Below are 12922 nucleotides of genomic sequence, written 5' to 3' on the forward strand. Positions count from 1 at the left end.
AAGGGGGCGGCGGCGTCTCAGGAAAGGGGAGGACCTCGGGGCCGAAAGGCCCACGTGGTCTAAACCACTCAGTGGTGTAGACCAGTTTTAGCACGTGAGGTCTGGGTAAGGAACCCACCAATTCCGTGGGGGAGGACACATCGGGGCATACAACGCAAAGGCCCTCGGACCTGTGGGTCCGAGGGCCTTCGACACTCATCTGACTGCCCTGATCAGGGCTTTTGGCACTCCGTACGGGGCGTTCGGCAGGTGCCGGACGGGCCTTTCGGCAGGGCTTCGGCGGCTCTTCGCCGAGGCTTCGGTCCGCCCCCCGCTCAGGCCTTGGTGTTCTCCGCCTGCATCACCGCGATCTCCTCGTCCGACTCACGGCCGGGCGTCTTGATGTCCCACTTGGTGATCGCGAAGCGGAAGACGGCGTAGTAGACGACCGCGAAGCAGAGTCCGATCGGAATGATCATCCAGGGCTTCGTCGCCAGGCTCCAGTTGATGACGTAGTCGATCAGTCCCGCCGAGAAGCTGAAGCCGTCGTGGACCCCGAGGGCCCACGTCACCGCCATCGACACGCCCGTCAGCACCGCGTGGACCGCGTACAGCGCCGGCGCCAGGAAGAGGAAGGAGTACTCCAGCGGCTCGGTGATGCCGGTGACGAAGGAGGTCAGGCCGACCGACAGCATCAGGCCGCCGACCTCCTTGCGGCGCGCCGGCTTCGCGCAGTGGGTCATCGCCAGCGCCGCCGCCGGCAGGGCGAACATCATGATGGGGAAGAAGCCGGAGAGGAACTGCCCGGCGTTCGGGTCTCCCGCCAGGAACATCGGGATGTCGCCGTGCACGGTCTGGCCGTCCGGCTTGGTGTAGCTGCCGAACTGGAACCACACCGGCACGTTCAGGAACTGGTGCAGGCCGATCACCAGCAGTGCGCGGTTCGCGATGCCGAAGATGCCCGCGCCCACCGACCCCAGGCCCACCAGCCAGTCCGAGAAGCTCTCCAGCGCGTTGCCGATCGGCGGCCAGATCCACAGGCACAGCACGGCGAAGGCGATCGCGATGAAGGTCATGATGATGGGGACCAGGCGGCGGCCGTTGAAGAAGCCGAGCCAGTCGACCAGCTTGACGCGGTGGTAGCGCTGCCAGAACCAGGCGGCCAGCAGGCCCATGATGATGCCGCCGAAGACCCCCGGATTCTGGTAGGTGTACGCGACGAAGGCGTCGCCCGCCCCCAGGCAGGCGCCCTTGATGTCCTTGGTGCCCTCCGGGCAGGACTTGGGGAAGGCGCGCAGCACGCTGCGGTAGACGAGGAAGCCGACTGCCGCCGCGAGTGCGGTCGAGCCGTCCGCCTTCTTGGCCAGTCCGATCGCGACGCCGATGCAGAAGAGCAGCGGCAGGCCGAGGTCGGCGTCGAGCAGGGCCCCGCCCGCGGACGCCATGACCTTGGCGACGTCCGTCCAGCCCAGGCCGTCCTTGCCGAACACGTCGTCCTGGCCCAGCCGGTTCAAGATGCCCGCCGCCGGCAGCACGGCGATCGGCAGCTGGAGGCTCCGCCCCATCTTCTGCAGCCCTTGGAACAAGCCGTTCCACCACTTCGTCTGTGGCACTGCTGCCGCGCTGCTCGCGCTCATCCGCGTCCTCCCTGACCGGCCCGTTTTTGGCAGTCGCGACACTTGCGGCACACTGGTGTAGACCACTTGTGTCGCGGTCGCATTTCACCCGCCCGAGGGCAGGTAGATGCTGATCGTCATCATTCGGCAGATGGCGGGCATTTGCTCGTGTAGCTGGGCCAATCGTGAGTTACCGTGACCAAGCGGACCACGCCGGCCGGTCAGTTCGCACCATCCGCCGGCCGACAGGCAACGGCGGCCGCCGAGACTCGTTCTTCGTAGAACTCAGGGAGAAACACATGGCCACCAAGGCTGAGAAGATCGTCGCCGGGCTCGGCGGCATCGAGAACATCGAAGAGGTCGAAGGCTGCATCACCCGCCTGCGCACCGAGGTCATCGACCCCAGCAAGGTCGACGAGGCAGCGCTGAAGGCCGCCGGCGCCCACGGCGTCGTCAAGATGGGCACCGCGATCCAGGTCGTCATCGGCACCGACGCCGACCCGATCGCCGCTGACATCGAAGACATGATGTGAGCTGAGCCCACCGGCTCGCCCCCACACCCGTACGTACGACAAGACCCCGCCCGGACGCACCCGGACGGGGTCTTCTCGCGCTCGCGACGGGGTGCTTCCCGGCCCCCCGCACCGGCTAGGCTCGCTCCCATGTCTCGCATCGACGGCCGTACGCCCGAACAGCTCCGCCCGGTCACCATCGAACGCGGATGGAGCAAGCACGCGGAGGGCTCCGTCCTCGTCTCCTTCGGGGACACCAAGGTCTTCTGCACCGCCTCCTTCAGCGAAGGCGTCCCGCGCTGGCGCAAGGGCAGCGGTGAGGGCTGGGTCACCTCCGAGTACTCGATGCTGCCCCGCGCCACCAACACCCGCGGCGACCGCGAATCCGTACGCGGCAAGATCGGCGGCCGCACCCACGAGATCTCCCGCCTGATCGGCCGCTCGCTGCGCGCCGTCATCGACTACAAGGCGCTCGGCGAGAACACCATCGTGCTGGACTGCGACGTCCTCCAGGCCGACGGCGGCACCCGCACCGCCGCCATCACCGGCGCCTACGTGGCCCTGGCCGACGCCATCGCCTGGGGCCAGCAGAAGAAGCTGATCAAGGCCGGCCGCAAGCCCCTGACCGGCACCGTCGCCGCCGTCAGCGTCGGCATCGTCGACGGCGTCCCGCTCCTCGACCTCTGCTACGAGGAGGACGTGCGCGCCGAGACCGACATGAACGTGGTCTGCACCGGCGACGGCCGCTTCGTCGAGGTCCAGGGCACCGCCGAGGGCGAGCCCTTCGACCGCAAGGAGCTCAACGCCCTCCTCGACCTGGCCGCCGGCGGCTGCGCCGACCTCGAGGCCCTCCAGCTGAGCGCCCTGGAGCTCTCGCTCTAGACCCTGTCCGGGCCCGAGCGGGGCCCTGTCCGGGCCCGATCGGCAACCGCGGGGCGCGTCGCTGCGTCTCACGGGGTACGGGTGCACGGCGTCGAAGCCGTGCACCCGTCCACGTCCGTGTCCACGTCCGTGTCCCGGCACCCGTGCCGGGACGCGTCCACACATCAGACTCACCCTGGGGGCCGAAGTGAAGTCGAAGTACCGCCTTGCCGCCGTCGCCCTGACCGCGGCGCTCGCCATACCCGCGATCACCTCCTGCGACGCCATCTCGACGGCGATGGACTGCGCGAACACGGCGGTCGCCATCACGGACGGCGCGAACGACCTCCAGCAGGCGGTCTCGCAGGCCGGCAACAGCCCGCAGGAGGCCCAGAACGCGCTCAACTCGATCGAGGCGAACCTCAAGAAGGTCGGCGACCAGACGGACAACGCCGACCTGAGCAAGGCCATCTCCTCGATGAACACGGCCGTCCAGAACGTCCGCACCTCCCTGGAGGGCGGCAACACCGCCCCGGACATCACCCCGGTCGCTGACGCGGCCAAGGAGATCTCGAAGGTCTGCACCCCGGGCTGACGCCGACCGGGCCGACGCCGACCGGGCCGACGCCGACCGGGGAGCCCCGCCGCCCTGGCGGGGGCCCGGACCGGGGGCCGGATAATGGGGCCATGACGACCTCGACGCCGACTCCCGCGCCCAACCTCCTCGTCCTGGCCACCCGCAACGCGGGCAAGGTCTCCGAGCTCCGCTCGATCCTGTCCGACGCCGGCCTGCCGCACGAGCTGGTCGGCGCGGACGCGTACCCGGAGATCCCGGACGTCAAGGAGACCGGCGTCACCTTCGCCGAGAACGCGCTCCTCAAGGCCCACGCCCTGGCCCAGGCCACCGGCCTGCCGGCCGTCGCCGACGACTCGGGCCTCTGCGTGGACGTGCTGAACGGCGCCCCGGGCATCTTCTCGGCCCGCTGGGCCGGCTCCCACGGCGACGACGCCGCGAACCTGGCGCTCCTCCTGGCCCAGCTCGGCGACATCGACGACGCCCACCGCGGCGCCCACTTCTTCTGCGCGGCCGCCCTCGCCCTCCCGGACGGCACGGAACGCGTGGTCGAAGGCCGCCTCCTGGGCAGCCTGCGCCACGCCCCGTCGGGTACGGGCGGCTTCGGCTACGACCCGATCCTCCAGCCGGCCGGCGACACCCGCACCTGCGCGGAACTCACACCGGCGCAGAAGAACGCCATCTCCCACCGGGGCCAGGCCTTCCGCGCCCTGGTCCCGGCGATCCGGGAACTGCTGGGCTGAGCCCGGCCCCGGACACACCGAAGGCCCGACTCTGTGAGTCGGGCCTTCGGTTCATCGGGCTGTGCGGCCTGAGGGATTCGAACCCTCACGGGATTACTCCCATTGCGACCTAAACGCAAGGCGTCTACCGTTCCGCCAAGGCCGCTCATAACCGGTCAAATTCCAACATCGGGCTCGACCGGCTGCCGATCAGTGTACGGCGGTCCGGGGTTCGCGGGCGACAGGCTTCCGTGGGTGATTCCGGCGCCAGGCGTCCGTTGCCGCACGGCCGTTGGGATGCGGCGTTGGGATGCGGCCCCGACGGATCGGGCCCGCTCCGTCGGGGCGGGCCGGGGTCAGATGCCCAGGTCCTTGATGATCTTGGCTACGTGGCCCGTCGCCTTGACGTTGTAGAAGGCGCGCTCGACCTTGCCCTCCTCGTCGACGACCACCGTGGAGCGGATGACCCCGGTGACCGTCTTGCCGTACAGCTTCTTCTCGCCGAACGCCCCGTAAGCCGTCAGGACCTCCTTCGAGGGATCCCCGACCAGGGTGACCTTCAGGTGCTCCTGCTCGCGGAACTTCGCCAGCTTCTCCGGCTTGTCGGGGGAGACGCCGATGACGTCGTAGCCCGCCGTGGCCAGTACCGCCAGGTTGTCCGTGAAATCGCACGCCTGCTTCGTGCAGCCCGGCGTCAGCGCGGCCGGGTAGAAGTACACGATCACTTTGCGGCCCTTGTGGTCGGCGAGCGAGACCTCGTTGCCGTCCGCGTCGGGCAGGGTGAAGGCGGGGGCGGCGTCGCCCGGCTCAAGTCGCTCGCTCATCTTCAACAGTCTCCTCAAGAGGGGATCGGTACGGTCTCGAGACTAAGCTGCTGACAGACTGTTCGTGGTGGGCGATGCCCCCTACGACGGACCCGACCCGACCACGACGACGGAGGCAGCGCGGTGCCGGAAGCCAGGACCCCCGCACAGATCGAGGCGGACATCGTCCGCCGCCGCGAGCAGCTCGCCGAGACGCTCGACGAGATCGGTGTGCGCATGCACCCCCAGACGATCATCGGGGACGCCAAGGCGAAGGTGATCGGCACCGTCGACCACACCGTCGGCCGTGCCGTGGCGACGGTGAACCGCCTCGTCACCGACGCCCGCGACGGGCTGCGGCACGAAGACGGCGCCCCGCGCGTCGAGCGGATCCTGCCGGTGGCCCTGCTCGCGATCGGTGTCGTGGGCCTGCTCGTCGTGTCGGCGCGGCGCAAGCGCTGATGCGCGTGGGGGGTGCGGGGCGGGCGCGGGCGGGTAGGTTCGGGGCGTGAGCGAGAACACCACCACCCACGACAAGCTGCCCATCCGCATGCTCCACGACCGCGTGCTCGTGAAGTCCGACTCGCCGGAGGGCGAGCGGCGCTCGGGCGGCGGCATCCTGATCCCCGCGACGGCGGCGGTCGGCAAGCGGCTGGCCTGGGCCGTCGTGGTCGCGGTCGGGCAGAACGTACGGACGGTCGAGCCGGGGGACCGGGTGCTCTACGACCCCGAGGACCGGGCCGAGGTGGAAGTGCGCGGGGCGACGTACGTGCTGATGCGCGAGCGGGACCTGCACGCCGTGGCCGCCGAGCGGCTGGAGGGGTCGGACGACTCCACCGGGCTCTACCTCTAGGTTCGGCGGAGTACGCGGATCCTTGGATTCCAAGATCGAGAAGGGCCGGTGACCACCGTCACCGGCCCTTTTCGTGCGTTTTTGCTACGGTGGTGGGGAACCCCCGACGAGACGCGCCGTACCGGGAACGACAAGACGACGCACCCCGTTCCGCTCTCGTTCTGGAGGTGCCTGTCATGGCCTGGGTTCTGCTCGTCATCGCCGGTGTGGTCGAAGTCGGCTGGTCGATCGGCATGAAGTTCACCGAGGGGTTCACCCGGCTCTGGCCGAGCCTGTTCACGGGCGCCGGCATCGTGACCAGCATGGTGCTGCTGTCGTACGCCGCGAAGACCCTGCCGATCGGTACGGCGTACGGCGTGTGGGTCGGCATCGGCGCCGCCGGTGCGGCGGTGCTCGGCATGGCGGTGTTGGGGGAGCCCGTCACCGCCGCCCGGATCTTCTTCATCGCCCTGCTGCTGGTCGCCGTCGTCGGCCTGAAGATGACCTCCGGCCACTGAGCCCGCGGCACGGGCGGGGGTCCGTGGACCCCCGCCCGCGCTATTCCACCAGGTCCGCCGGCGGGCGCAGGCCCTCGGTGGCGCCGCCGCGGTTGCCGCCCGTGGCGCCGCCGTCGTTCTGGCCCCCGGTGGTCTGGCCGCCGTTCGTCTGACCGCCGTTCGTCTGGCCCCCCGTGGTCTGACCGCCGGTGGTCTGACCGCCGTTCGTCTGGCCGCCGTTCGTCTGACCCCCGTTCGTCTGGCCTCCGTTGTTCTGCCCGCCCGTGTCCTGGCCGCCGTTCGTCTGCCCGCCCGTCGGCGGGGTCGGCGTCGGGCGGTCGGGCCGGCCCGAGGGGCGCTCGCCCGGGGTCTCCTCGGGCGGGTTCGGGTTCACCGGCGGCGCCGGAGGCAGGTTGGCGCCCGGCATGAGCTCCAGGTCGAAGTCCTCCGGGTCGCTGTCGGCCAGGGCCGTCTTCGTGTACTGCGCCCAGATCCGGGCCGGGTAGCCGCCGCCCCCGATGCGGGCCTCGCCGAGCGCTCCGTAGAGGGATTCCAGGCTGCCGGTGTCCGGGTCCTGGCCCATCATCGAGACGACCGTGACCAGGTCCGGGGTGTACGCGGCGAACCAGGCCGAGCGGTCCAGTTCGCCGGTCCCCGTCTTGCCCGCGGCCGGGTGGCCGGCGGCGAGGGCGGCCGTGCCGGTGCCGTTGTCCACGACGCTGACCAGCATGGACGTGGTGGTGTCGGCGGCTTCGCGGCTGACGGCCTGGGTCGGTTCGCGGTGCGGGAGCGGAACGGTGTCGTCCGCCTTGGTGATCTTCTCCAGGAAGGTGTGCGGGGTGTGGCGGCCGTGGTCGGCGAGGGTCGCGTAGGCCTGGGTCATGTCCAGGACGCTGGCCTGCATGGTGCCCAGTGCCATGGCCGGTCCCGCGTCGAAGTTCGGGGTGCTCTCGGGGACGCCGAGGGCGATGGCGGTCTGCTTGACCTTGTCGGTGCCGACGTCGACGACCATCTGGGCGAAGACGGCGTTGACGGAGAGGTCGGTGGCGGTGTTGACGGTGATGTTGCCGTAGCTGATCTGCCCCTCGTTCTCCGGGGCGTAGGGGATGCGGGTGCCGACGACGCGCCGCTTGTTGTCGCCGTTGTAGATCGTGAACGGGGTGATCGTGCGGCCGTCCTGGGTGCGGGAGTTGTTCTGCACGGCGGAGGCGAAGACGAACGGCTTGAAGGTGGAGGCCACTTGGAAGTCGTGCCGGGTGGCGTTGTTGACGAACTGCTTGGTGTAGTCGATGCCGCCGTACATGGCGACGACCTTGCCGGTGGCCGGGTCGATGGAGACGGCGCCGGTGCGCACGACGCGGTCCGCCTTGCGCTTCTCGGGGTCGAGCTTGCTGACCATCTTGTCGTTGACGGCGTCGACGATGGCGGTCTGGCGGCTCTTGTCGATGGTCGTGGTGATGCGGTAGCCGCCCTCGGCGAGGGTCTTGTCGTCGAGGATCTTGTTCTCGACGATGTAGTCCTTGATGGCCTCGACGAGGTAGCCGCGCTGCCCGGACAGTCCGGCGGCCGGGCGGACCTTGCCGGGCTCGGGGAAGCGGGTGGCCGCGCGTTCGGCGGGCGTCATCCAGCCCTTCTTGACCATGCCGTCGAGTACGTAGTTCCAGCGGGCGAGGGCGCGTGCGCGGCCCTGGGGGTGGGAGACGACGTCGAAGGCGCTGGGGGAGTTGAGGAGGGTGGCGAGGTAGGCGCCCTCGGCGGTGTCGAGCTTGCCGACGTCCTTGCCGTAGTAGGCCTGGGAGGCGGCCTGGATGCCGTAGGCGTTGCGGCCGAAGTAGCTGGTGTTCAGGTACCCCTCGAGGATGTAGTCCTTCGACTTCTCGCGACCGAGCTTGATCGCGATAAAGAACTCCTTCACCTTCCGCTTGATCGTCTGCTCCTGGCCCAGGTAGTAGTTCTTGACGTACTGCTGGGTGATGGTCGAGCCGGACTGGGTGCCCTTGCCGGTGGCGGTGTTCCAGGCGGCGCGGAGCATCGCGGCGGGGTCCACGGCCCGTTCGGAGTGGAAGTCGCGGTCCTCGGCTGCCAGAACGGCCTCCTGGACGGTCCGGGGGATCTGGGAGAGCGGCACGTTGACGCGGTTGACCTCGCCGTCGCGGGCGAGCTGGGTGCCGTCGGAGTAGAGGTAGAGGTTGGACTGCGCGACGGCGGCCGCGTTGGCGGGCGGGATGTCGACCAGCAGGTAGCCGGCGACCAGGGCGCCGCCGCCCAGCAGGGCGATCAACAGGAGGCCGCCCAGGACCATGCGCCAGGTGGGCAGGGCCCGGCGCCAGCCGGTGCGCTTGCGCTTGGCCTTCTTCGCCGCCTTCGCCCGCTGCTTGTCCGTCTTCTCCGTCCTCTCCGCCTTCTTCGCGTCCTCGGGGCTCCCCGCCGGTCCGGGGGCGTCAGGGGTGTGGGACCGACCCTGCGGCCGACCCCGGGACCGACCCCCGGACCGACCCTGCGGCCGACCCCGGGACCGACCCCCGGACCGACCCTGCGGCCGACCCTGCGGCCGACCCCCGGACCGACCTTGCGGCCGACCCTGCGGCCGACCCCGGGACCGACCCCCGGACCGACCCTGCGGCCGACCCTGCGGCCGACCCTTCGGCCGACCCTTCGGCCGACCCTTCGGCCGACCCTTCGGCCGACCCTTCGGCCGACCCTTCGGCCGACCCTTCGGCCGACTCCCGGGCCGACCCTTCGGCCGTCCCTGGGACCGACCCTGGGACTGATCCCTCTGCCGGCCCCCCGACCGGCCCCGGGGTGGAGCCTGCCGTCGGGCCGTGGACCGGCCCCTCGTACGGGATGGACCTGCCCGGGCTGGTCCGGTGGGCCCGGGAGCTGGCGGCGCGGGTCGAGGCCGGCGCGGCCGTCGACGCGGCGGCCGAGGCCCCGCGCCTCACGGGCCGCCCCGGCCCCGCCTGACCGGCGCACGCGGGAGTACGCGGCCTGCGGGCGCCCCGGCGGGTGCGGGAGTACGCGTACGCGGCCTGCGGGCCCGGGGCCGGGGCCGGCGAGCCGGACGCCCGGCCGGGCAGTCCCGCAGCCCCGGCTGCGCGGAGTACCCGTACCCGCCCGGCCAGGGCCTACGCCGGCTGGAGGAGGTCCCAGCGGTTGCCGTAGAGGTCCTGGAAGACGGCGACCGAGCCGTACGGCTCGTGGCGCGGCTCCTCCAGGAAGCGGACGCCCTCGGCCGTCATCCGCGCGTGGTCGGCGGCGAAGTCGTCGGTGTAGAGGAAGAAGCCGACCCGGCCGCCCGTCTGATCGCCGACCCGTGAGCGCTGGGCGTCGTCCTTGGCCCGGGCCAGCAGCAGGGCGGACTCCTTGGCACCGCGCGGGCGGACCACGACCCAGCGGGAGCCGTCCGGGCGCGCGGTGTCCTCGACGAGGTCGAAGCCGAGGGCGCGGGTGTAGAAGTCGAGGGCCTCGTCGTAGTCGTGGACCACGAGGGCGGTGAGCGCGATGTGTGCGGACATGGCGCCTATTGTGCTCCGAGCAGCACCACCTCCAGGGTGCGGGGACCGTGTACGCCCTCCACCCGGTCCAGCTCGATGTCACTCGTCGCCGAGGGGCCGGAGATCCAGGTCAGCGGGCGTACGGGGTCCAGCAGCGGCATCGCCTGCGGTACCGAGTCCACCACCTGGCCGGGGACGCGGACCACGCAGATGTGGTGGTCGGGGAGCAGCGTGATCCGGCGCCGCCCCTGGCCCGGCCCGCCGTCCAGGACGATCGTGCCGGTCTCGGCGATCGCCAGGGCGCAGCCGGTCACCACGCTGTCCACCGCGTCCAGTTCGCAGGGGGTGGAGGCCGCCCGGTCGGGCACGCGGACCGGGGCCGCCGCCGAGAGCCAGTGCGCGGGCAGCCCGGCCGGCACGAGGACCGACCGTGCGCCCCGTGCGGCGAGGAGCCGCCCCAGCAGCGCCGCGAGGCCGTCCTCGCCGACCACCCGGTGCACCTTCGCCCGGTACTCGGCCAGGTTGGCGGCGAGGAGGTCCGCCGTCTCGGCCGGGGTGCGCTCCGCGTGGACCCGGAGGTAGTCCCGGGGGACGCCGGGATCGAAGCCGGAGTCGAAGCCGGAGTCGAAGCCGAGGCCGGGGCCGGCGTCGAGGCCCGGGGCGACCGGTTCGAGGCCTGGGCCGGGGCGGCCGTCCGCCGTCGCCCGGCGGATGCGGCCCAGGATGCGGTCCCTGCTGCTCATGCCCGGCCCTCCCGGTCCCGCGCCGCCCACCAGTCGCGGAACGGCTGCGCCGGGAGCTCCGGCAGCTCGCGGCTGTCCGTCCAGGCCCGCCCGGGCCCCGGCAGCCGGCGCGGTCGCAGCCGCCGGGCCCTGGCCAGCAGCCGCTCCCCCGCGCGCAGCGCGACAGGCCAGTCGTCGTGGTTGAGCAGCAGCCGGGCGGCGCGCATGGCGGCCCGCTCGGCGGCGTGGCCGTGGGCCGGGCGGATCCGGACGCGGATGCCCTCGCGGGTCACGGGCCCGCCCTGGGCGACCCGCTCGCGGAGGTGGACGAGGACCTCGGGGATGTCGATGGCCACCGGGCAGACCTCGTAGCAGGCCCCGCACAGGGTGGATGCGTAGGGCAGCGAGGCGTCGATCTCGCTGCCGGTGCCGCGCAGTTGGGGGCTGAGGATGGCCCCGATCGGGCCCGGGTAGACGGAGCCGTAGGCGTGGCCGCCGGCGCGCTCGTAGACCGGGCAGACGTTGAGGCAGGCCGAGCAGCGGATGCAGCGCAGGGCCTGGCGGCCGACCTCGTCGGCGAGGGTGTCGGTGCGGCCGTTGTCGAGGAGGACGAGGTGGAAGGCGGTGGGGCCGTCGCCTTCCGCCCCCTTCGACGGACCCAGTCCGGTCCACATCGTGGTGTACGGGTTCATCCGCTCGGCCGTCGAGGAGCGCGGCAGTGTCTGGAGGAAGATCTCCAGGTCCCGGAAGGTCGGGATCACCTTCTCGATGCCGACGACCGAGATCAGGGTCTCGGGCAGGGTCAGGCACATCCGGCCGTTGCCCTCGGACTCGAAGACGACCATGGTCCCGGTCTCGGCGACCATGAAGTTGGCGCCGGACACGGCGACTTTGGCGCGCAGGAACTTCTCGCGCAGGTGCAGGCGCGCCGCCTCGGCCAGTTCGCGCGGATCGTCGCCCAGCCCCTCGGGCGCCGGCCGGCCCCAGCCGCCCATCTCCTCGGCGAAGACCTCGCGGATCTCGGCGCGGCCCAAGTGGATGGCGGGGACCAGGATGTGGGAGGGCCGGTCGTGGCCGAGCTGGACGATCAGCTCGGCGAGGTCGGTCTCGTACGCGGCGATCCCGGCGGCCTCCAGTGCCTCGTTGAGGCCGATCTCCTGCGTGGCCATGGACTTGACCTTGACCACTTCCCGCTCGCCGGTGGCCAGGACCAGTTCCGTCACGATCCGGTTGGCCTCCTCGGCGTCGGCCGCCCAGTGGACGGTGCCGCCCGCCGCGGTGACGGAGGCCTCCAACTCCAGCAGGTAGCGGTCGAGATGGCGCAGGGTGTGGTCCTTGACCGCCTTGCCGGCGGCGCGCAGCTCGGCCCAGTCCGCGAGTTCCGCGACGGCGCGGGCCCGCTTGTCGCGGATGGTGTGGGTGGCGCGGCGGAGGTTGGCGCGCAGCACCGGATCCGCCACCGCCTTTCCGGCGGCCGCCGGAAAGGCGGGGAAGGCGGGGAAGGCGGGGAAGGCGGGCATTCCCAGGTGGATGGCGGTCATCGCAGCGGCTCCGCCTCGGTCGAGGCCAGGATCTCGGCGAGGTGCAGCGCCCGCAGCGGGGCGCCTTCGCGCCGCAGGATTCCGTCCAGGTGGAGGAGGCAGGAGTTGTCGGCCCCGCAGAGCACCTCCGCGCCCGTGGCCGCCGCGGCCGCGATCTTGTCGGCGCCCATCGCGGCGGAGACGTCCGGGTTCTTGACGGCGAAGGTCCCGCCGAAGCCGCAGCACTCCTCGGCCCCGGGCAGCTCGCGCAGTTCCAGGCCGCGCACCGCCGCCAGCAGCCGTGCGGGCCGCTCCCCGAGCCCGAGGGCCCGCAGGCCGTGGCAGGAGGGGTGGTAGGTGACGGTGTGCGGGAAGTACGCGCCCACGTCCGTCACCCCGAGGACGTCGACCAGGAACTCGGTGAGTTCGTACACGCGCGGTACGAGGTCTTCGGCGAGCCCGGCCAGCGCGCCTCCCCGGCCCTCCGCCTCGGCGGCGTGCCCGATCCGGAGGTAGTGGCCGCGGATCATGGCGGCGCAGGAGCCCGACGGGGTGACGACGTACTCGTACCCGGCGAAGGCCTCGGCGGTCCGGCGCACCAGGGGTTCGGCCTCGCGCCGGTAGCCCGTGTTGTACTGCGGCTGCCCGCAGCAGCTCTGGGCCGCCGGGAAGTCCACGCCCACCCCGAGTCGCTCCAGGAGGCGGACGACGGCGATGCCGGTGCGGGGGTGGAGAGCGTCGTTGACGCAGGTGACGAACAGGGCGACACGCATGACGGGCAGAATAGCCG

General features: G+C 71.6%; 15 protein-coding genes, 1 tRNA gene and 1 riboswitch. Of the genes, 8 read left to right on the forward strand and 8 right to left on the reverse strand.

Annotated elements, in window-relative coordinates; all coding sequences use genetic code 11:
- Positions 1-314: 314 nt before the first annotated feature.
- On the reverse strand, positions 315-1616 hold the full coding sequence (locus DRB96_RS21125; protein ID WP_112449865.1) for a PTS transporter subunit EIIC: 1302 nt from the start codon (positions 1614-1616) through the stop codon (positions 315-317).
- A gap of 164 nt (positions 1617-1780) precedes the next feature.
- Here DRB96_RS21125 and DRB96_RS21130 point away from each other — a divergent pair, with 164 nt between their 5' ends.
- From DRB96_RS21130 to rdgB, 4 genes are all read left to right on the forward strand, one after another.
- Positions 1781-2128: a PTS glucose/sucrose transporter subunit IIB gene (locus DRB96_RS21130; RefSeq protein ID WP_275431979.1), complete on the forward strand. Its 348-nt coding sequence runs from the start codon at positions 1781-1783 to the stop codon at positions 2126-2128.
- Positions 2129-2257: 129 nt separating this feature from the next.
- Positions 2258-2989 carry a ribonuclease PH gene (rph, locus tag DRB96_RS21135; protein ID WP_112449867.1) on the forward strand — a complete coding sequence of 244 codons (732 nt, stop codon included), beginning with the start codon at positions 2258-2260 and terminating at the stop codon, positions 2987-2989.
- Positions 2990-3176: 187 nt separating this feature from the next.
- Positions 3177-3563 carry a hypothetical protein gene (locus DRB96_RS21140; protein ID WP_112449868.1) on the forward strand — a complete coding sequence of 129 codons (387 nt, stop codon included), beginning with the start codon at positions 3177-3179 and terminating at the stop codon, positions 3561-3563.
- Between the two features lie 92 nt (positions 3564-3655).
- Positions 3656-4285 carry an RdgB/HAM1 family non-canonical purine NTP pyrophosphatase gene (gene rdgB, locus DRB96_RS21145; RefSeq protein ID WP_112449869.1) on the forward strand — a complete coding sequence of 210 codons (630 nt, stop codon included), beginning with the start codon at positions 3656-3658 and terminating at the stop codon, positions 4283-4285.
- 62 nt (positions 4286-4347) lie between these two features.
- Here rdgB and DRB96_RS21150 read toward each other — a convergent pair.
- Both DRB96_RS21150 and bcp read right to left on the reverse strand, forming a co-directional pair.
- Positions 4348-4430 (reverse strand) — tRNA-Leu (locus DRB96_RS21150).
- 190 nt (positions 4431-4620) lie between these two features.
- The gene (gene bcp, locus DRB96_RS21155) at positions 4621-5088 is read right to left on the reverse strand and encodes a thioredoxin-dependent thiol peroxidase (RefSeq protein ID WP_112449870.1); all 468 of its coding nucleotides are present in this window, start codon (positions 5086-5088) and stop codon (positions 4621-4623) included.
- A gap of 123 nt (positions 5089-5211) precedes the next feature.
- On the opposite strand from bcp, the gene DRB96_RS21160 reads away from it, so the two are divergent.
- The 3 genes from DRB96_RS21160 to DRB96_RS21170 all read left to right on the forward strand — a co-directional run bounded on the left by DRB96_RS21160 (position 5212) and on the right by DRB96_RS21170 (position 6417).
- Entirely contained in the window at positions 5212-5529 is a 318-nt protein-coding gene (locus DRB96_RS21160; protein ID WP_112449871.1) for a DUF3618 domain-containing protein, read from the forward strand.
- A 46-nt stretch (positions 5530-5575) separates the two neighbouring features.
- Positions 5576-5920, forward strand: a complete 345-nt coding sequence (locus DRB96_RS21165; protein WP_204357783.1) for a co-chaperone GroES — start codon at positions 5576-5578, stop codon at positions 5918-5920.
- A gap of 75 nt (positions 5921-5995) precedes the next feature.
- Positions 5996-6065: riboswitch (guanidine-III (ykkC-III) riboswitch) on the forward strand.
- A gap of 31 nt (positions 6066-6096) precedes the next feature.
- Complete coding sequence (locus tag DRB96_RS21170; RefSeq protein ID WP_112449872.1) at positions 6097-6417, forward strand: multidrug efflux SMR transporter; 321 nt, start codon at positions 6097-6099, stop codon at positions 6415-6417.
- Between the two features lie 40 nt (positions 6418-6457).
- Here the strand turns inward: DRB96_RS21170 and DRB96_RS21175 are convergent, their stop codons facing one another.
- Complete coding sequence (locus DRB96_RS21175; RefSeq protein ID WP_112449873.1) at positions 6458-8698, reverse strand: transglycosylase domain-containing protein; 2241 nt, start codon at positions 8696-8698, stop codon at positions 6458-6460.
- A 500-nt stretch (positions 8699-9198) separates the two neighbouring features.
- Between DRB96_RS21175 and DRB96_RS43115 the strand changes: the two genes are divergently transcribed.
- Entirely contained in the window at positions 9199-9360 is a 162-nt protein-coding gene (locus DRB96_RS43115; RefSeq protein ID WP_162688662.1) for a hypothetical protein, read from the forward strand.
- Between the two features lie 161 nt (positions 9361-9521).
- Here the strand turns inward: DRB96_RS43115 and DRB96_RS21180 are convergent, their stop codons facing one another.
- Genes DRB96_RS21180 through DRB96_RS21195 form a run of 4 tightly spaced genes read right to left on the reverse strand, consistent with a single transcriptional unit; the run spans position 9522 to position 12905 of the window.
- The gene (locus tag DRB96_RS21180; RefSeq protein ID WP_112449874.1) at positions 9522-9911 is read right to left on the reverse strand and encodes a VOC family protein; all 390 of its coding nucleotides are present in this window, start codon (positions 9909-9911) and stop codon (positions 9522-9524) included.
- A gap of 5 nt (positions 9912-9916) precedes the next feature.
- On the reverse strand, positions 9917-10633 hold the full coding sequence (locus tag DRB96_RS21185) for an LUD domain-containing protein (RefSeq protein ID WP_112453606.1): 717 nt from the start codon (positions 10631-10633) through the stop codon (positions 9917-9919).
- Positions 10630-12153: a lactate utilization protein B gene (locus tag DRB96_RS21190; RefSeq protein ID WP_112449875.1), complete on the reverse strand. Its 1524-nt coding sequence runs from the start codon at positions 12151-12153 to the stop codon at positions 10630-10632. Before DRB96_RS21190 ends, DRB96_RS21185 begins: the two co-directional genes overlap by 4 nt.
- A complete protein-coding gene (locus DRB96_RS21195; protein ID WP_112449876.1) occupies positions 12150-12905 on the reverse strand; it encodes a (Fe-S)-binding protein in 756 nt (251 codons plus the stop codon). The genes DRB96_RS21190 and DRB96_RS21195 overlap by 4 nt, the downstream gene beginning before the upstream one ends.
- Positions 12906-12922 lie beyond the last annotated feature (17 nt).

This window comes from Streptomyces sp. ICC1 (genome assembly GCF_003287935.1).
GTDB lineage: Bacteria > Actinomycetota > Actinomycetes > Streptomycetales > Streptomycetaceae > Streptomyces > Streptomyces tritrimontium.

Bases quoted from the DNA above. Each gene is read 5' to 3' on its own strand.
- DRB96_RS21125 (WP_112449865.1), bottom strand. From the start codon at position 1,616: ATGAGCGCGAGCAGCGCGGCAGCAGTGCCACAGACGAAGTGGTGGAAC.
- rph (WP_112449867.1), top strand. From the start codon at position 2,258: ATGTCTCGCATCGACGGCCGTACGCCCGAACAGCTCCGCCCGGTCACC.
- rdgB (WP_112449869.1), top strand. From the start codon at position 3,656: ATGACGACCTCGACGCCGACTCCCGCGCCCAACCTCCTCGTCCTGGCC.
- bcp (WP_112449870.1), bottom strand. From the start codon at position 5,088: ATGAGCGAGCGACTTGAGCCGGGCGACGCCGCCCCCGCCTTCACCCTG.
- DRB96_RS21170 (WP_112449872.1), top strand. From the start codon at position 6,097: ATGGCCTGGGTTCTGCTCGTCATCGCCGGTGTGGTCGAAGTCGGCTGG.
- DRB96_RS21175 (WP_112449873.1), bottom strand. From the start codon at position 8,698: ATGGTCCTGGGCGGCCTCCTGTTGATCGCCCTGCTGGGCGGCGGCGCC.
- DRB96_RS21180 (WP_112449874.1), bottom strand. From the start codon at position 9,911: ATGTCCGCACACATCGCGCTCACCGCCCTCGTGGTCCACGACTACGAC.
- DRB96_RS21185 (WP_112453606.1), bottom strand. From the start codon at position 10,633: ATGAGCAGCAGGGACCGCATCCTGGGCCGCATCCGCCGGGCGACGGCG.
- DRB96_RS21190 (WP_112449875.1), bottom strand. From the start codon at position 12,153: ATGACCGCCATCCACCTGGGAATGCCCGCCTTCCCCGCCTTCCCCGCC.
- DRB96_RS21195 (WP_112449876.1), bottom strand. From the start codon at position 12,905: ATGCGTGTCGCCCTGTTCGTCACCTGCGTCAACGACGCTCTCCACCCC.